The organism is Pseudomaricurvus hydrocarbonicus (assembly GCF_011602365.1).
GTDB lineage: Bacteria > Pseudomonadota > Gammaproteobacteria > Pseudomonadales > Cellvibrionaceae > Pseudomaricurvus > Pseudomaricurvus hydrocarbonicus.
In genome coordinates this window covers 13,183-31,441 of the sequence record NZ_JAAONZ010000024.1, presented here as the reverse complement: position 1 = coordinate 31,441, position 18,259 = coordinate 13,183, and the positions used below count along the sequence as shown (strand labels likewise).

The following is an 18,259-nucleotide window of genomic DNA, read 5'->3' as shown; positions in this document are numbered from 1 at the left end:
CAACGGCTGTTCAGAACCACTTGTTTGTCAACAGCGGTTGCTGAACGCCAGCGGTGCGCAACCGCAACACCTGCAGACCACGAATCACTGAAAGAAGATTGCTTATGTCAGACATGACCATGACCCCCCGAGAAATCGTTCACGAGCTGGACAGACACATTGTTGGCCAGACAGAGGCCAAACGCGCCGTTGCCATTGCCTTGCGCAACCGCTGGCGCCGCATGCAGCTGGACGAAAACCTGCGCAACGAAATCACCCCCAAGAACATCCTGATGATCGGCCCCACCGGGGTCGGTAAAACGGAAATTGCCCGCCGCCTGGCCAAGCTTGCCAACGCGCCCTTCATCAAGGTCGAAGCCACCAAATTTACCGAAGTCGGTTATGTCGGCCGCGATGTGGAATCCATCATCCGCGATCTGGTGGACGGTTCCATCAAGCTGCACCGCGAGCTGGAGATGAAAAAAGTCGAGCATCGCGCCGCCGATGCCGCCGAAGAGCGCATCCTCAATGCCCTGCTCCCCCCCGCCCGCGGCGGCGACCTCAGTGAGGCCGAAAAGCTCAGCGGCAGCGACAAGGAATCCACCACCCGCCAGATGTTCCGCAAAAAACTGCGGGAAGGCGAGCTGGACGACAAGGAAATTGAAATTGAAATCTCGGCGCGCCCTGTTGGCGTTGAAATCATGGCGCCTCCCGGCATGGAAGACATGACCAATCAACTGCAGAGCATGTTCTCCTCCATGTCGGCCAACAAGACCAAGACCACCAAGATCACGGTCAAGCAGGCGTTCAAACAGATTCAGGACGAAGAAGCCGCCAAGCTGGTCAACGAAGAAGAGATGAAAAGCAAGGCCATTGCCGCCGCCGAGCAAAATGGCATTGTGTTTATAGATGAGATCGACAAGGTCGCCAAACGCAGCGAAGGCGCCGGTGCGGATGTGTCCCGCGAGGGGGTGCAACGCGATCTGCTGCCCTTGATCGAAGGCTGTACCGTCAGCACCAAACACGGCATGATCAAGACCGACCACATTCTGTTTATTGCTTCCGGCGCCTTCCACCTGGCCAAGCCCTCCGACCTGATTCCGGAGCTGCAGGGTCGCTTGCCGATTCGGGTAGAGCTCACCGCCTTGTCCCCGGATGATTTCGAACGCATTCTGACCGAGCCCAACGCCTCCCTGACCGAACAGCAGGTAGCCTTACTGCAGACCGAAGGCACGACGCTTGCGTTCACCAAAGACGGTATCCGCCGCATTGCGGAGACCGCTTATGAAGTCAACGAGCGCACCGAGAATATCGGCGCCCGCCGCTTGCACACCATCATGGAGCGCTTGCTGGAAGGGGTGTCGTTTGACGCCGGTGATGGCCATGAACAGCTCACCGTGGACGCCAGCTACGTGGACGCCCAGCTGGGCGAACTGGCCCAAAATGAAGACCTGAGCCGGTTTATCCTTTAAACCCGGTTCGGTTCCACGTTAAATCACGGCGAGAGAGCAGACCGATGTTGCCCCCCACAAAAATTCAGCTACACAAAAAAACACGGACCCTGGACGTCCACTTTGGTGAGCAGATGTTCGCGTTGCCGGCTGAGTTTTTGCGGGTGCACTCGCCTTCGGCCGAAGTGAAGGGACACGGTCCCGGCCAGGAAGTGCTGCAATACGGCAAAAAATACGTGGCCATCGACAAACTGGAGGCGGTGGGCAATTACGGCCTGCGCATTTACTTCAGTGACCATCACGACTCCGGCATCTTTACCTGGGCCTATTTGCACGAACTTGGCGTCAATCAAAGCGCGATGATGGCCGCCTACGAAACCGCCCTGCACAACGCCAAACTGTCCCGCGAGCCGGAAACCCAGGTGGTGAATCTGATGCCCGGCCCACCGGGCGCCTGAACAGCCCCTGCTGCGCATCCGCGTTATGATCTGGACGCACGCACCTCGGCGCATCATTCCCCTGGCCAGCGGCGAAACCGTTTACCGACGGTCTCGCCCCTAGCAATACGGTCAATCCGGCGGGTACAATAGCCGTCTCTTTACAGAAGTGACCCCCACCATGAGCGAGAAAAAAACCACCCATTTTGGCTTTCAGGAAGTTCCGGTTGAAGAAAAAGCCGGCCGTGTGGCCGATGTCTTTCACTCCGTTGCCGGCAAATACGATCTGATGAACGACCTCATGTCCGGTGGGGTACACCGCCTGTGGAAGCGCTTTACCATTGAGCTGTCCGGGGTGCGTCGCGGTCACAAGGTACTGGACATCGCCGGTGGCACCGGCGATCTCAGCTACAAATTTTCCAAACTGGTTGGCCCGGAGGGGCTGGTGGTGCTGGCGGACATCAACGAATCCATGCTGCGCGTGGGGCGCGACCGCCTCACCGACCGCGGAGTGGCCGGCAATCTGGTGGTGAGCCAGGCGGATGCCCAATACCTGCCCTTCCCCGACAACACGTTTGACTGCATCACCATCGCCTTTGGCCTGCGCAACGTCACCGACAAGGATCTGGCACTGCGCTCCATGTTGCGGGTGCTCAAGCCCGGTGGCCGACTGCTGGTGCTGGAGTTTTCCAAACCGCAAAGTGAGCTGCTGAGCAAGGCGTACGACGCATACTCCTTTAAACTGTTGCCGTTTATGGGCAAGCTGGTGACCAACGATGCCGACAGCTACGCCTACCTGGCCGAATCGATTCGGATGCACCCGGACCAGGCCACCCTGAAAAACATGATGCTGGACGCCGGTTTTGCCAACTGTGAATACCACAACATGACCGGCGGTATTGTCGCGCTGCACAGGGGCACCAAACCCTAAACTGGGCACCGAAGCACGCGTTACCTTAATTACCTTAAGCAAGCCCCGGGCGCACAACCGGGGCAGCTGCCAAACCCCAGCATCAGTACCCAGCTCACAGGAACCTTACGGCCATGGTCGACCCCACTCTCAGCGCCGCAGCGACCGCTTCTCTGGAAGCCGCCATCAACAAAGCGCTGCACTATGACCCCGCCACCCGCTTGCGCCTGCAGGCCCTGTCCGGCAAGAGCCTGGCGGTGGAGCTGCACGAGCCCCTGAGCGGCAACAAAATCCCCCTGTGCTGTCATTTTGACGACGACGCCATCCGCATCAGCACCCACATCGACAACCCCACCACCTGTCTGCGCGGCACGCTGCCTGGGCTGTTGATGCTGGCCACCAGCGATCGGGTAAACCTGGCGGACGCCAATGTGGAGGCCTGGGGCAACACCGCCCTGCTGGCCGACATCAAAACCATTGCCAGCGAGCTGGACCTCGACTGGGAAGAAGCCATCAACGAATGGCTCGGGGATGTGGCCGGCCACCAGCTGGCGGAGAAGGCCCGCCGTCAGTTCCGCTGGCTGAAAGCCCGCGGCCAAAATGGCAAGCGCCTGCTGAGCGAGTTCCTGACCGAAGAACTCCGCGCCATTCCGTCAGCCGCGGAGCTGCAACAGTTCAGCGCTCAGGTGGATGATCTGCGGCTGGCCGCCGATCGAATCCAGGCCCGGGTTGAACGCCTAATTGCTTCAAAACAAAAGCTTCGCCCCGAACACCCGCATTCCTCTTCTCAGCCCAAAGCATAAGGATTTCCCCCCACAGTGGTCGCCCTGTTCCGATTTCTAAAAATCCTCTTCACCGCCTTGCGCTACCGCCTGGATGAGCTGCTGCCCCACCACCGGTTGCCCTGGGGTCTGGCACTGCTGCTCAAGCTCACGGCGTTGCTGCCCGCCAGCCCGCAAACCCGCGGTCAGCGGCTGCGGTATTTTCTCGAAGACCTGGGCCCGGTGTTCATCAAATTCGGCCAGGTGCTCTCCACCCGTCCGGACCTGATTCCCCTGGACATCGTCGAGGAGCTGGACCACCTGCAGGACAACGTCGCCCCTTTTGATAAGGATCAGTGCCGGGAAATCATCGAGGCGGCGCTCGGCAAGCCGGTGGGCGAGCTGTTTGATGACTTTGACCCCGAACCGCTGGCCTCGGCCTCCGTGGCACAAGTGCACACCGCCAAACTGAAAGAGTCGGGGCAGGCGGTGGTCATCAAGGTGATCCGCCCGGGGATCGAAACCACCATCGAGAAAGACATCGCGTTGATGTACCTGCTGGCCAAACTGGTCCAGCGGTTTGCCACCGATGGCCAGCGCCTGCGTCCGGTCGAAGTGGTGGAAGAGTACGAGCACACCATCTTCGACGAACTGAACCTGCAGCGCGAAGCGGCCAATGCCTCCCAGTTGCGCCGTAACTTTGCCCAATCACCGATGCTGTATGTGCCCGAGGTGTTCTGGGACTATACCCGCCCCAATGTCATGGTGATGGAACGCATCTACGGCATCCCGGTGACCGACATGACGGCGCTGGCGGAACAGAACACCAACATGAAGATGCTGGCCGAGCGCGGCGTGGAAATCTTCTTCATGCAAGTGTTTGAGCACAACTTCTTTCACGCCGACATGCACCCGGGCAACATTTTTGTGTCCCGCGACCACCCCCAGCGCCCCCAGTACATCGCCGTGGACATGGCCATTGTCGGCTCCCTGACCCAGGCGGATCAGTACTACATGGCGCGCAATCTGCTGGCCATTTTCCGCCGCGACTATCGCCTTGTCGCCGAACTCCACGTACAAAGTGGCTGGGTGCCGGAAGACACGCCGGTGAATGAATTTGAAGCCGCTATTCGCACGGTGTGTGAGCCCATCTTTGAAAAACCGCTGAAAGAAATTTCCTTCGGCCAGATTGTCATCACGCTGTTCCAGACCGCCCGACGTTTCAATATGGAAGTGCAGCCGCAGCTGGTGCTGCTGCAGAAAACCCTGCTCAACATCGAGGGCCTGGGTCGCCAGCTCTACCCGGATCTGGACCTCTGGCAGACCGCCCACCCATTTCTGGAACGCTGGATGACCGAGCGCTTCCACCCCCGCAGCCTGCTGCAACAACTGAAACGCTACGGGCCGGAGCTGCTGGAACAGGCGCCACAGATGCCCCACAAAATCTCTGCCGCCCTGGACCAGATGCAGCAGTTGGGTGAACTCGCCCCGCAACTGCAACAGGCCGCCGAGCTGATCAACCGCCAAAACGCCACCGCCGGCCGCACCCGTCGGCGGGTATTCATTGCCGTCCTGGCCGGGCTGGGCGCGGTGGCCACGGCGCTGCCCGCCGCCGGCGTCAACCTCAGCCAGATTCCCCCCTACAGCTGGGTGCTGGTGGCCATTGCCGGCTGGGCCTGGCTGAGCCAATAACGTTCAGCCAGAGAACACCGGGCTCAGCCCCGCAGACTGGCCGGACCCGGTCACCAGCATCTCACCCCGGGTCCACCAACGGTCACACCGCCGCCCCTCCCCGGGCCGCCATCTCACATACCCAAAGACCGCCGGATAGGTTAGAATCGGCGGTCTTAGCACAGCAATGTTTAAGGTGACATTGACTGTGGCGACTGCCCAGCTCGACAGGCAACGCCAGTGAACAGCGGTATTTCAATGAAGGTGAACAGCAGGTGACCGATAACTCTTATCTCGACAGCATCAAATGGACCGAAGACGGTCTGGTGCCCGCCATCGCCCAGGACGCCAAAACCGGCCGCATCCTGATGATGGCCTGGATGAACCGCGAGTCCGTGCAATTAACCGCAGCAGAAGGGCGCGCTGTCTACTGGTCCCGCTCCCGGCAACAGCTCTGGCGCAAGGGCGAAAGCTCAGGTCACACTCAAGTAGTCAGCGAAATCCGCCTGGATTGCGACGCGGACGTGATCGTACTGCAGGTTGAACAATTGGGGGGCATGGCTTGTCATACGGGTAGAGAATCCTGCTTCTATCGGGTCCTGCAAGAGGGTGAATGGGTCACCGTCGACCCCGTTATCAAAGACCCCAAAGAGATTTATGCATGACCATGACCGCAACTGACAAACTCGATGTACTGGCCGAACTCTCCCGTATTCTGGAAGAGCGTAAAGAATCCGACGACGACAAATCCTACGTCGCCAGCCTGCACCGCAAAGGTCTCAACAAGATTCTGGAAAAAGTGGGTGAAGAGGCCGTCGAAACCGTACTGGCGGCCAAGGATGCTGAAACCAGCGGCGACAACCGCGATGTGATCTACGAAACCGCAGACCTGTGGTTTCATTCACTGGTGATGTTATCGCACCTGGGTGAAGACGCCTCTGCGGTACTCAGTGAACTGGCCCGTCGTTTTGACATGTCCGGGCTCGAAGAAAAGGCATCCCGCAACAAGCATTAATCGCGCTCGCAGCTGGGAACAATCACGACGAAAACACGAATAACGACGACAACGAGACAAAGTACGGCAACAGCGATGACAGCTGACAGCCAATAAAGGCAACAACACACACTTGTTTAACGTACACTTGATGTACACCTGCGATGGAGTAACCCTATGGGTATTGGTGGTATTAGTATTTGGCAATTGTTGATCATTCTGGCCATTGTTTTTATGTTGTTCGGCACCAAACGTCTGCGCAACCTGGGCGGTGATCTGGGTGGTGCCATCAAGGGCTTCAAGAAAGCCATGGATGATGACAAAAAAGCAGACGACGAAGTGGATCCCGCTAAAGTCGAAGACAAAACCGGGAACGCTGAAAAAGTGGTTCATGGTGAAACCGAAAAAACTGGCAACAAAAAGTAGGTTAAGGTGTTTGATATCGGCTTTTTCGAACTTCTGGTCATTGGCGTTGTTGGCCTGCTGGTCATCGGCCCCGAGCGCCTGCCGGAGACCCTGAGAACGCTTGCGCTCTGGTGGGGTCGATTCAAACGCGGCGTACAAAGTACCCGCGCTGAGTTCGAGCAGCAAATTGGCGCCGATGACATACGTCGTCAACTGCACAACGAAAACGTCATGCAGCGACTCAATGCCGGCAAGGAAGAAATCGAACGCACCCTCGGTGAGAATACCAGCAGCATTCAACAGGCCATGCAGAAAGAAGCGTCTTTGATTAAAGATTCTATGGAAGCCGCCACCCAGGAAGTAAAGGGTGATAAAGAGTTCACGGCTGAGTCACCGCGCCCCGAGAGCCCGGGGAGCCCCGATCACAGAGCACTGAAGCCTGACGGCAACGAGACTGAGGACGCTGCTCCTGACACCTCAACCCACGAGCCAACCCACCGCACTGACATCAGTCAAAACTGAGACGCCCCAACCAAACCATGAGCGACAACCCTTCTGACGATCAGGAAATGACCCTTGTCCAGCATCTGGTCGAGTTACGTGACCGCACCCTGCGGATCGTGATCATCGTACTGGTCATCTTTCTGGGCTTGTTTTACTTCGCCAATGACATCTACAGCTTTGTCTCCGCGCCGCTGCAGAAGTTTCTGCCGGAAAACAGCTCCATGATTGCCACTGAGGTGGCCTCGCCCTTCCTGGCCCCTTTCAAACTGACCTTTTTTGTCGCGCTGTTCCTGTCCATGCCGTTTGTGCTGTACCAGATCTGGTCCTTTATTTCTCCCGCCCTGTACCAGCGGGAAAAGCGACTGGCGATACCGATTTTGATCTCCAGCATCTTGCTGTTCTACGCCGGCATGGCCTTCGCTTATTTCGTGGTCTTCCCCCTGATCTTTGGGTTTTTCACCAGCGTTGGACCGACAGATGTCACCGTCATGACCGACATCAGCAGTTACCTCGACTTTGTTCTGAAGTTGTTTTTTGCCTTTGGCCTGGCCTTCGAAATCCCCATTGCCGCGGTAATTTTGATCGTCGCCGGTGTGGTATCTCCTGACAGCCTGGCGGCAAAGCGGCCTTATATTATTGTCGGGTGCTTTGTCTTTGGCATGCTGTTAACACCGCCAGACATCATGTCTCAGGCGCTGCTGGCCATCCCCATGTGGCTGCTGTTTGAGATCGGCTTGGTGTTTGGTCGCCTGCTCAGTCGACAAGCGGATGAAGAAGCGATCGAATAAGCGGCCGCGCTTCCGCCGGCCAAAAGAGGCGCTACCCCAACAGCACCAGCAACCAGCCCAACAGGGCCATCAGCATTGGCTCTTTGGCGGTACGCCAGTGAAACAGACCATAGCCATAAGCAACAGGGGGCAGGAACAAGGCACACAGGCCCCAGCTGTACTCCTCGGAAAAGGCCATCTGCAGCAACAACAACCAGCTGGCCACCAACAACACCCAACCCACAACCACACACACTGCCGACAACGGTTCCATGATATCCTCCCGCGGCTGCTGCCAGACCGGTCACTGCTGAGTGCCGGTTTGCGTCGTCTAGTGAATGACCGGTTATCCGTCTTCCAGCTGCTGTCGATGCCATTCACCAACGGTCAATACACTGACCCTGGCTTGCCAACCCTCACACGCCTTTAAACCCTTGCGCTTTGCAATCCCTCAGGCTGACGAGGTCACCTCAGTGGGTCATCCCCACATCGGGGTAGCGGATGCGCAACGCCATGACCTGCTCCAGAATGAGCGAAAATTTCTCCACCACTTGCGGGTCAAACTGGCTGCCACTGTGCTCGTACAGGTACTCCATCGCCTCCTTGACTCTCCAGGCCTTCTTGTACGGGCGCTCCGAGGTCAGGGCGTCAAACACATCACAGACGGTCACAATACGGGTGTAGAGGGGAATATCCTCACCGGCCAACCCCGCAGGGTAACCGGTACCGTCCCAGCGCTCATGGTGGGTGCGGGCGATCAAGGAGGCCACCTGCATCAGTTCGCTGTTGTAGCCACCGAGAATTTCCGCCCCCACTTCGGCGTGGGTTTTCATGGTTTCCCACTCATCAGTATTGAGCACTCCCGGTTTTAACAATACCTCATCAGGAATCGCAATTTTGCCAATATCGTGCATGGGGCTGGCGCGGAGAATTAATTCACATTCGTCGTCGTTCAGGCCCAGCTCTTTGGCGAGCAGCGCGCAGCTCTTACTCATGCGGACAACGTGCATACCGGTTTCATTATCCCGATACTCAGCGGCCTTGCCCAGACACTGAATGACTTTGGTTTGCGCCTCAAACAGTTGATCGGTTCGCTCCTTAACCCGCCGTTCCAAATCCTGGTTTTTTTGCTTTAACGCTTTATGCAACAGACTGGATTCCATAATGTTGCGCACCCGCAAAGCTATCTCGGTGCGATCAAAGGGCTTGCCAATAAAGTCCTTGGCCCCAGCCGACAAACATTGATTGCGGGTTTCCACGCTCAAATCCGCTGTCACCATGAGAATCGGCAGATACTCCTCAGGAAACGCCGTGCGCAACTTTGCCATGACCTCCAGACCATTAAAGTCCGGCATATGAACATCCAGCAAGATAAGATCGTAATCATGCTCACGGTGCAATTCCGGTACCTTCACCGGTTTACAGGTAGCATCAATCTGGCTGTAACCTTCGTGGCGCAGAATTTTCTCCATTATGGAGATGTTGACGGGGTTATCATCAACGATCAGAATTCGCCCCGAATGGGCGTCAGAAAGTTCCGACATCGTCAGCTTATATCCTTTTCTAAGTTGCGATGGTGACTGTTTTTCGACAGCTTAGGCAAGTATAGACCTTCGGCTCGACGGCGTCGTCGAGGACCTCGGTGTTCAGCCGGAGACGCGATGAAGGGATCATACTGGCAGCCGGCAAGCAGCCTATTGACCTCAATCAAAGCCAGTCATTTCAGGCTTTCACTCCCCATCTGTCACTCTCAGCCTTTAAAGACAGGCCAAGCCCATAAAACAACCACTCAGTTTCGTAAAGGCATCGGGGCCTGCTGATGGCAAAACATCAACAGGCCCGTGACCAGTGTCCCACTCTCGGGCCACTCGCGTCTGTGACGCCGGCCTCTAACACAGTGCCCACCGGGCGCTATAAGGGGTAGACCCGGGTCAGGTCTCCAGTAAAAAAGTCACCGGGCCATCATTGAGCAGTTCCACCTGCATGTCTGCGGCAAAAATACCGGTGGCCACAGAATTGTGGCGGGTGCGGAGCTTTTCCACAAACCGATCATAAAGCTCTTCCGCCAACACCGGAGTGGCCGCCGTGGAAAATCCCGGCCGCAGCCCTTTGCGAGTATCCGCCGCCAGCGTGAACTGGGACACTACCAGAATACCGCCGTCTATGTCCGCCACACTCAGATTCATCTTACCTTCGGCATCCGGAAAGATTCGATAGTTCAATAATTTGTGCAGCAGTTTATCCAGCGACTCTTCCGTGTCATTACGCTCTACCCCCAACAGCAAAAGAATGCCGCGTGAAATCTCACCGACTGTATCGCCATCGACCGCCACACTGGCACGGCTCACCCGTTGAATTAAACCTCTCAAAACGCCCCCTGCATGCTGCATGTTTACCCATAGCGATCAGCGCACCGGGCTCACACAAAAGTGCGCATTGTACAGGTTTGGTCGAGGGCTTGTGCAGAGTATCGGAAAAGGCATAAACCCACCATTGCCTCGATGCCCACGATTGCCTCTACGCCCCGGTCGGATAATCATGGGCAAAGCGCCGGGCCATCGCTCGTGTGGCGCGAATTAAGGCGTCAACAATACTCGGCTCACAGGCCGAATGGCCGGCATCGCGAATGATGTGCAGCTCGGAATCGTGCCAGACATGGTGCAGCGATTGCGCATTATCCAGGGGGCAGATCATGTCATAGCGACCGTGGACAATGATGCCCGGAATGCCGTCGAGATCGGCGGCGTGATTGAGGATTTGATTCTCTTCCAGAAAACCGGCGTGCATAAAATAATGGGCCTCAATGCACGCCATCGCCAGCGCAAGATGAGGATCTGAAAAGGCCTCCAAAACATCGAGGTTGGGTCTGAGTGTCGCACAATGCGCCTCCCACAGAGCCCACGCCTTGGCACACGACATCTTGGCGAGCTCATTGCTGCCGGTCAGCCGCTTATGGTACGCCGCCAGCAGATTCCCGTGTTCAGACTCCGGGATGGGGTGGACAAAATCCTCCCAGTAGTCGGGGAAAATCCGACTGGCACCGGATTGATAAAACCACCCGATGTCATCGGCACGACACAGAAAAACACCCCGCAAAATCATCCCCATCACCCGCCGGGGGTAGGTCTGTGCGTACACCAGACTCAGTGTTGATCCCCAGGAACCCCCAAACAATACCCAGCGCTCGATGCCCAAATGCAGACGGATCGCTTCCATATCCGCGATCAATGTCTGAGTGGTGTTATGCTCCAAAGACGTGTGTGGCTCTGAGCGTCCGCAACCGCGCTGATCAAATAAAATAATGCGATAGCGCTCCGGGTCAAAGAAACTGCGGTCTTGCCGGTGACAACCTGCCCCAGGGCCACCGTGCACAAACAACACCGGGATACCTTCGGCGTTGCCCGATTGTTCAAGGTAAATCACATGGCCGTCTGACACTGGCAACATCTGGGTTTGAAAGGGTTTGATATCAGGATACAGAATATGCATAAGCCGCCCTGGACGAGTCACAGATCCCTCACATGTTCCCGAACGCATGTGCTGTTGATGATAACCTGAGGGCTCTGCGCAGCGGGATCGTGGACCACGCTCACCCAGGTTAAATCCCCCTTGCTCAGCAAACCGGTGTACCGGGCATCCAACTTAGAGCCATCGGCGGCATCTAACTTAGAACCATCGGCGGCATCCAACTTAGAGCCATCGGCCGGCAAGGAGTCCGCCAAAAAGGCTCGCCGAGGGCGGTCTGAGCGACTCGTTTCGACATACCATTCATCGAACGTCCGGTCATTCATCGACCCTTATGTCAGAAGTTTTAAGCCTCCGGGTTCGGGTTTTCCCCAGCGCCATCCGGCCAGCAAGCGAACACGACATGGCCGCGAATCTCTGACCGTGAAAACTCTGACCGTGAAGTTCTGCCCGTGAAGTTCTGTCGCCTGCGCTTGAGTGACAAAACATTGTCATATCCTAAAGCGCTGTCATACTCGACACCATCATCACGGATTTCTGGCGCCGCACACAATGATTGTAGACTAAAACCATCCACACCGAACTGGCGTCAAAAACCTCATATACACCACGCCCCGCGGGCCTGGTGACGAGAGCCAAAGGTCCACACACAACCGTACTCGGAAGACATGTTATGCAGGAAAAACGCTGCGGCTGGTGCCTGAACGATCCCCTTTACGAAAAGTATCACGATGAGGAGTGGGGGGTACCCTGCTTTGACGATGCGATCCTGTTTGAATTTTTACTGCTCGAAGGCGCCCAAGCAGGGCTCTCCTGGATTACGGTACTGAAAAAACGCGAGGGCTACCGCCAGGCCTTTGACCAGTTCAACCCTGAAAAAATAGCGCGCTACAGTGACAGGAAAGTGGAAAAATTACTCACCAACCCCAACATTATCCGCAACCGATTAAAGGTCCAAAGTGCGGTCAAAAATGCCCAGGCGTTTTTAAATATTCAGGAGCGCTACACCAGCTTCAGTGATTACCTCTGGCAATTTGTCGACGGTCAGCCCATCCAAAATCATTTTCGCACGTTAAAAGAGGTTCCTGCCTCCACCGACCGTTCCGACCTCATGAGCAAAACCTTAAAAAAAGACGGCTTTTCGTTTGTCGGCTCCACCATTTGCTATGCCCATATGCAAGCCACCGGCATGGTCAACGATCACCTGATCACCTGTCCCCGCCATCGGGCGGTGATACCAAAAACCGAAACCTGAATCGGGCAAGTGACAGGTGACAGGTGACAGGGGATAACAGGTAGAAAAAGCCCGTTACAATTGGGCCTCGATGGGCAGCGCGCTCAGCAGCCGGATCCCCAGCCGCCGAAAAAAAGACGTTTGGGGGTCTGAGTAATAACACACCGTTTCATCGTTTTTATCAATTTCCCACACCAGCCGGGAACGGTCATCCAGCTTCAATTGATACGCCTGCCCCTGCAAAGACGCCTTAATATTATCCACCGCCACCGACGTCAGTTCGGCATTCTCCACCAATACCCCAATTTCGGTGTTGATCAGGATGGACCGCGGATCCAGATTCATGGAACCGACAAAGGTTTTTTCCCGATCAATAAAATAGGCTTTGGCGTGCAGGCTGGCACGAGACGATTTGTGGATAAACTGGGTAATTTTTTCGGGGTTCAACGGCTGAAAATGTCTGCGCCATCGAGCAAAATCCAAGCCGTCACTGTCTGCCGGAATTTCAAACAGTTTAACGCCGATTTTTAACAGCCGCTTGCGATATTTGGCGTAGCCGGAATGTACCAGGCTGACATCCGTCGCCGACAGGGAATTGGTCACAATCGTTACCTGCACCCCCTTGGCTCGAAGCTTCCGGAAAAACCTCATGCCCCGTATCCCCGGTACAAAATAGGGAGAGACCAACAGCAGCTCACGGCTCACCCGACTGGCCACTTTTGACAGTTTCATCAGCAACAAACTGGATTTACGAAAGCCGCTCAGCAGGGATTTTTTGGGGGAATCCGACAACACCATGGCGTCGCCCCAATACCATTTATTACTGGTGACTGACGCCGAAAAATCGAGTTCCAGCAACTGATCCAAAGAACGCTTCAGGCTGAAGTCCCGCAAATAAGAACGGATGGTGTCCATCAATTCCAGCAGTTCATCATTGCTGAACGCTTTTTTCACCAGCATTTGAATGGGGTAGCAGGCAGAGGATTGCCAGAATTCCTCGAAACTGCTGGCGACCTGATCCACTACCGGACCGACGGCCATCAGGTCCAGATCAGAAAACGCTACGTCATCCGACACATCAAAATATTCATCGCCAATATTTCGCCCGCCGACGACGGTCACCGTATTATCCACCGTCAGTGATTTATTGTGCATGCGGCGATTCGAGCGGCGAAAATTGGTGAGCATGGACCACAGTCGCTGCGCCCGATTACCGAGTGGATTAAACAGACAAACGTCGATGTTGGTGTGCTGGCTAAGCATCAATAAACGATCGTCACCCACCGGGGATCCCACATCATCCAGTAGAATACGCACCCGCACCCCTCGGTCTGCCGCCGCCAGCACTGCAGCAATCAGAGCGTGGCCACTGTTATCCCGAAGCCAGATGTAATATTGCAAATCCAGGGATTTTTCAGCAGCCCGAATCAATAACAGGCGTGCCAACAGCGCATCTTCGCCGGCGGTCAAGGGAAAAACACCACTCTGGCCAGGGTGTTGATCCTGCAAGGGCTTTAACGAAGCGGCCAGCTTCGATAAGGTTTCATCTGTCAACGAACTGTCCTGATCCTGCACAGGCCTGTCTCACTCAAATCCGTCAAATACCGCCGCAAGATTCACGGACCCATTAACCGATACCGAGCGGAAATCAACACCGCCACGGCAACGCTAGCCGATGTAATTACCGGACCAGACTAGATAGACAACACCACCCCACTTGGCGCGTCAGCCTTATCCCGATGCTCGGGCAAGCACACCAGTAATTGCCTGGGTTTAACGTTCAGCGTTGTCTGCAAATACTGTTTGACGGCCTGGGTTCTGTCCGCCCCCAGTTGATCCAACCGTTCACGCTGTTGTTGTGCTTGTTGTTGTAATTGTTGTTGAGATAAAACTTGAGGCTCAGACTGTTGCGCCTGCGATGCAACCCGAGCCTCATCCGCGACTGCAGTTGTCGTATCTTGACCCGGTGCTGCTGCACCCGCTGTGGTCACCAAAAACTGGGCATCCTGAGAATTGGTGACGCCGCACAGCTTCAAGGTGAGGGCTTCACGATCGTTCACCATGGCCGCTATTTTCCCGGAATAATCTTTGGCCACGGAGTTCAGCTCAACACTGCCCGCGTCAAACACAATAGGGTCCAGGTGAACTTCGGTCATCTTTTCACCCGCCATCTGGGCAACGGTAATAATGGCGCCATAGGGCTGCAACAGGGATTTCAACACCAGCATGGAGGCCTTCTTCATGGCCCCGCCCAAGGCTTTATTAATGACCTGCTGAATATCCACATCCGGGTCATTCAAAGCCCCTTTCACCGGCACGTTGAGTTTGATCTGATCGTCACTGTCACGCAGCAAATCCAGAGCCTGATCCAGGGGCATGGTCAGCTGGTGGGCAAACTTTTCGACCTGATCGGTCTGTTCCGGCCGCAAGCTGATGTGGTGCATGATGGCCTGGTTTTTGGTGTCCATAACATTGTCCGCCACCTTCACACTGGAGGTTAAATTAAACACCCCCGACTCCAGGGCATAACCGGTGAACTGACTGCTGTAACCACTCAGGCTGAGTAACTGATAGCCCTCCACGGCCAACTCCAGGTCGGTACTCTTCGACGCCACATTGAACTGGCCTTCGGCCTTAACCGTCGCGTCGTTCGACAATCTCATGTCCAGCAATACCGTGGACGGCAACTGGCGATCGGTTAACGACACATCGGTGAGCTCCAGCGCGTTCAATTGCAGCTTTTCCACAAACGCGGGCTTAACCCCCCGGTCGGACACCTTCGCCAGGACATCCGGTCCCAGTGTGATTTTTTTGATCAACACCGGTACCGCAGCCCCTGCAGGCGGGTTTGGCTCTGCGGACTTGTCATCAGGTGTTGCATCAAGCGGGCTGGCATCCGGGTTACTTGCCAGAGAGCTGCTCGCTTGCGGACGGTCGTTGCCAGTCCCCATGTCAGCCCCCTTGTCAGTGGGCTCAGCCGACAGCAGCGCCGCCAGTTGCGGCGTTTCACCCTGCTCGTCACGCAGGAAAGTAATGCGGGCCCTGGGCAAGCTCAACGCATCGATCACCACGCTCAGTGCCTGCCGGGACTCTGCTGGCGATGACGCTGCAGTTGCAGGCGTTGTTGAAGAGGCAGAGGAAGAGGTAGAGGTAGAGGAAGAGGTAGAGGTAGAGGAAGAGGTAGAGGTAGAGGAAGAGGTAGAGGTAGAGGTAGAGGAAGATGTGGCTGGTGATGCCGCTGGAGGTGACACAGACTCCGCCACTGGCGAGTCATTAGCCCCTGACGGCAAGGTGACCACCATGCCCTGCAGTTGGAATTCGGCCCCCTCCACCAGCGTCGGCACCGTCTCGGATGGCAGCACATCCAGGCCACTTAACAGCAGTTCTTTGAGCGTTAAGGTGCTGCCATCAAAGTCAGACGTCAGTGCCAGCCGGTTCAGGTCGAGCCACGGCACAGGCTGCGTCCCGTCTTTAACGGCAACAGACGCCATCGTGACGTCGGCCGCGGCCTGATAGGCCGTAGCCTCGCCCAGTCGGGCGTCCGCCTGCAGCTTGACGACGGTTTCCGAGGCTGTCGCCAACGCTTGTGGCGCCCTCACATCCAGGTCGCTTAAAGTCACGGTGGTTTGCACGGCAATCACCTGATCCGCCCCTTCAGACTGACCATCGACGTCCAGTTGAACGACGGTGTTGGGGGACTTAACCACGGCTTGCGGTGCGTTGACCGCCAGTTCCGAAAACTCCGTTTGTGACTTCGCGAGCAGTGACCAGCCGGCCTCTCCAAAGGTAGCCTCCGCGTCCATCTCCATCAGGATCTCAGGCAGTTGAATCGCCGCTTGCGGGGCCGCCACGCTCAGGTCAGACAGCCGCAGCCTGGAATCCGCCAACATGGACCAGTCTGCCTCCCCCAGCCGCTCCAGCTCCAGTTCGCTGTGAAAGTCCAACGCCAGCGCCACTTCGGTCTCGGCCGCAGGCAGGGTCAAGTTCGTCAGCTGCATCAGCAGCTCGACATTGCCGCGATGATCTTCCCCGGTGTCCAGTTTCTCAATGGCGATTTTCTCAATGGTCAGGTCCGCCGACACCTCGGGCAGATCCACCACAATGTGGACATTGCTCACGCCCACATTATCCAGCGCAAAATGCCAGGTGACCCCTCTCTCGCCCTCGATCTCCACCTCACCGGAAGCTACTTCTTCCACCGCCTGCTGAGTGGAGTTGTCCGTCAGGTTGATGCTGTTGATGTACAAATTTCCCGCCGCATCCTGCCTGACGGTCAAGTTGGCGTCGGCCAGCCGAATTCCACTGACCCGCACCTTGCGTCCCCACAAGTCGGTCAAGGTGAGATCCAATTCCAGATCCGCCAGGTAATAATCTTTGTCAGCGCTGGAAAATTTCAGTGCCTTGACGGAGGCGACGCCATTAAACGGATTGATCCAGAGCTTTTCCAGACTCACTGCCGTCATGCCCCGCTCTTCCAGTTGACGGGTAAGTAAATACTTAGACACCTGAGACAACAGCAATGGCAGGCACAGCAGAAAAACCACTGAGCCAATAATCGTATAACGACCCCATACGCGTCCTTTCATGGAATACCGAACCTATCAATCAAGAGTGTCTTCAAAGTGTACCAGCTAACCCCGAAGAAGAAAGCAGACGACAGCGCGGCGCAAAGGCGCACCCTGAGCGCGGCTGCAATGAAACCCGGCAGCAACAAACGCTTTCCTCAGCGGCTGGAAAGGTCGTTCAGCGCCATGAGAGTCTCTGCCGTGGGTAAAAAAAATCCCCCTCACCTGTCAGCCCCAATCGTAAACCGCTATAGTGCAGACCCACGTCCGACAGAACACAGAGATCATTACAGGTAGTTAACATGGGTAAGTTTATTGGTGCCATTTTGGGCTACATGGCCGGCGGCATTTTTGGGGCCTTACTGGGCTTTTTTGTCGGTCAGATCATCGACCGCAGCTTTAAATTCGGCAGTTTTACCCATCAGATCGGTGACCGGCAGGAAGCCCAGGATACGTTTTTCACCACGGTGTTCACCCTGCTGGGGTATCTGGCCAAGGCCGACGGTCGTGTCTCCGAAGCCGAAGTGCAGCTCACGGAGCAGCTGATGAGCAAGCTGGGACTGACCCCTGAGCATCGCCGGGCCGCCATCGATTTATTCAAGCAGGGCAGCCAGCACAATTTTTCATTGACGGAGCTGCTGGCAAAATTCAACCACGTCTGTGGCCGTCACACCAACCTGAAACAAATGCTGTTGGTGTACCTGATCAACATTGCCCTGGCCGATGGCGCCATCGAGGCCGAAGAAGAAGCCATCCTGCGGCAGGTTGCCCAGCACATCGGCTTTTCCGGGTTTGCGTTTGAACAGCTGTTGCGCATGATCAATGCGCAGAACCAATTCGGTGGCCAGCGCCAGGGCGGTGCTTACCAACAGGCTCCCAGTGCCAACGATCTGGATGTGGCCTACGCGGCACTCGGCGTCGACAAGTCCATCAGCGACAAAGACCTTAAGCGCGCCTACCGTAAACTCATGAGTCAATACCACCCGGATAAGCTCATGGGCCAGGGACTGCCGGCGGACATGATTCAGGAAGCCACCGAGCGCTCCCAGGAAGTGCAGGCCGCTTACGACCTGATTCAGAAAAGCCGCAAGCAATAAAACAATAACACGGCGGTCG

The 18,259-nt window shown here is 56.2% G+C and carries 19 protein-coding genes; 12 read left to right on the top strand and 7 right to left on the bottom strand.

Translation table 11 applies throughout. From position 1 onward, the window contains the following. Positions 1-113: 113 nt before the first annotated feature. The 10 genes from hslU (at position 114) to tatC (ending at position 7,900) form a co-directional block, all read left to right on the top strand. Positions 114-1,451 carry an ATP-dependent protease ATPase subunit HslU gene (gene hslU, locus G8770_RS21315; protein WP_425050943.1) on the top strand — a complete coding sequence of 446 codons (1,338 nt, stop codon included), beginning with the start codon at positions 114-116 and terminating at the stop codon, positions 1,449-1,451. A 44-nt stretch (positions 1,452-1,495) separates the two neighbouring features. After that, complete coding sequence (locus tag G8770_RS21310) at positions 1,496-1,888, top strand: gamma-butyrobetaine hydroxylase family protein (protein ID WP_167191763.1); 393 nt, start codon at positions 1,496-1,498, stop codon at positions 1,886-1,888. A gap of 160 nt (positions 1,889-2,048) precedes the next feature. Next, positions 2,049-2,798, top strand: coding sequence for a bifunctional demethylmenaquinone methyltransferase/2-methoxy-6-polyprenyl-1,4-benzoquinol methylase UbiE (ubiE, locus tag G8770_RS21305; RefSeq protein ID WP_167191761.1), 750 nt, complete (start codon positions 2,049-2,051; stop codon positions 2,796-2,798). A 113-nt stretch (positions 2,799-2,911) separates the two neighbouring features. Beyond that, complete coding sequence (locus G8770_RS21300) at positions 2,912-3,580, top strand: ubiquinone biosynthesis accessory factor UbiJ (protein ID WP_167191759.1); 669 nt, start codon at positions 2,912-2,914, stop codon at positions 3,578-3,580. A 15-nt stretch (positions 3,581-3,595) separates the two neighbouring features. Then, a complete protein-coding gene (gene ubiB / locus G8770_RS21295; RefSeq protein WP_167191757.1) occupies positions 3,596-5,230 on the top strand; it encodes a ubiquinone biosynthesis regulatory protein kinase UbiB in 1,635 nt (544 codons plus the stop codon). 254 nt (positions 5,231-5,484) lie between these two features. Further along, positions 5,485-5,874 (top strand): phosphoribosyl-AMP cyclohydrolase, encoded by a 390-nt coding sequence (gene hisI / locus G8770_RS21290; protein WP_167191755.1) that lies wholly within the window; start codon positions 5,485-5,487, stop codon positions 5,872-5,874. A gap of 2 nt (positions 5,875-5,876) precedes the next feature. Continuing rightward, positions 5,877-6,224: a phosphoribosyl-ATP diphosphatase gene (locus G8770_RS21285; protein ID WP_167191840.1), complete on the top strand. Its 348-nt coding sequence runs from the start codon at positions 5,877-5,879 to the stop codon at positions 6,222-6,224. A 156-nt stretch (positions 6,225-6,380) separates the two neighbouring features. Further along, positions 6,381-6,629, top strand: a complete 249-nt coding sequence (gene tatA, locus G8770_RS21280; protein ID WP_167191753.1) for a twin-arginine translocase TatA/TatE family subunit — start codon at positions 6,381-6,383, stop codon at positions 6,627-6,629. A 6-nt stretch (positions 6,630-6,635) separates the two neighbouring features. Continuing rightward, complete coding sequence (gene tatB, locus G8770_RS21275) at positions 6,636-7,130, top strand: Sec-independent protein translocase protein TatB (RefSeq protein ID WP_167191751.1); 495 nt, start codon at positions 6,636-6,638, stop codon at positions 7,128-7,130. A gap of 17 nt (positions 7,131-7,147) precedes the next feature. Further along, entirely contained in the window at positions 7,148-7,900 is a 753-nt protein-coding gene (gene tatC, locus G8770_RS21270; protein ID WP_167191749.1) for a twin-arginine translocase subunit TatC, read from the top strand. Between the two features lie 31 nt (positions 7,901-7,931). Here the strand turns inward: tatC and G8770_RS21265 are convergent, their stop codons facing one another. The 5 genes from G8770_RS21265 to G8770_RS21245 all read right to left on the bottom strand — a co-directional run bounded on the left by G8770_RS21265 (position 7,932) and on the right by G8770_RS21245 (position 11,670). Continuing rightward, the gene (locus G8770_RS21265; RefSeq protein ID WP_167191747.1) at positions 7,932-8,153 is read right to left on the bottom strand and encodes a hypothetical protein; all 222 of its coding nucleotides are present in this window, start codon (positions 8,151-8,153) and stop codon (positions 7,932-7,934) included. A gap of 196 nt (positions 8,154-8,349) precedes the next feature. Then, entirely contained in the window at positions 8,350-9,423 is a 1,074-nt protein-coding gene (locus G8770_RS21260; protein ID WP_167191745.1) for an HD domain-containing phosphohydrolase, read from the bottom strand. Positions 9,424-9,810: 387 nt separating this feature from the next. Then, positions 9,811-10,248 (bottom strand): D-aminoacyl-tRNA deacylase, encoded by a 438-nt coding sequence (gene dtd / locus G8770_RS21255; protein WP_167191743.1) that lies wholly within the window; start codon positions 10,246-10,248, stop codon positions 9,811-9,813. A gap of 148 nt (positions 10,249-10,396) precedes the next feature. Then, a complete protein-coding gene (gene pip, locus G8770_RS21250; RefSeq protein WP_167191741.1) occupies positions 10,397-11,368 on the bottom strand; it encodes a prolyl aminopeptidase in 972 nt (323 codons plus the stop codon). Between the two features lie 17 nt (positions 11,369-11,385). Beyond that, on the bottom strand, positions 11,386-11,670 hold the full coding sequence (locus G8770_RS21245; protein WP_167191739.1) for a hypothetical protein: 285 nt from the start codon (positions 11,668-11,670) through the stop codon (positions 11,386-11,388). 347 nt (positions 11,671-12,017) lie between these two features. Between G8770_RS21245 and G8770_RS21240 the strand changes: the two genes are divergently transcribed. Beyond that, entirely contained in the window at positions 12,018-12,599 is a 582-nt protein-coding gene (locus G8770_RS21240) for a DNA-3-methyladenine glycosylase I (RefSeq protein ID WP_167191737.1), read from the top strand. 54 nt (positions 12,600-12,653) lie between these two features. Here G8770_RS21240 and G8770_RS21235 read toward each other — a convergent pair whose 3' ends face one another. Together G8770_RS21235 and G8770_RS23975 are read right to left on the bottom strand one after the other, a co-directional pair. After that, the gene (locus G8770_RS21235; RefSeq protein WP_167191735.1) at positions 12,654-14,132 is read right to left on the bottom strand and encodes a phospholipase D family protein; all 1,479 of its coding nucleotides are present in this window, start codon (positions 14,130-14,132) and stop codon (positions 12,654-12,656) included. Between the two features lie 140 nt (positions 14,133-14,272). Continuing rightward, positions 14,273-17,164: a DUF748 domain-containing protein gene (locus G8770_RS23975; protein WP_208022432.1), complete on the bottom strand. Its 2,892-nt coding sequence runs from the start codon at positions 17,162-17,164 to the stop codon at positions 14,273-14,275. A gap of 281 nt (positions 17,165-17,445) precedes the next feature. On the opposite strand from G8770_RS23975, the gene djlA reads away from it, so the two are divergent. After that, positions 17,446-18,240, top strand: coding sequence for a co-chaperone DjlA (djlA, locus tag G8770_RS21225; protein WP_167191733.1), 795 nt, complete (start codon positions 17,446-17,448; stop codon positions 18,238-18,240). Positions 18,241-18,259: the final 19 nt, after the last annotated feature.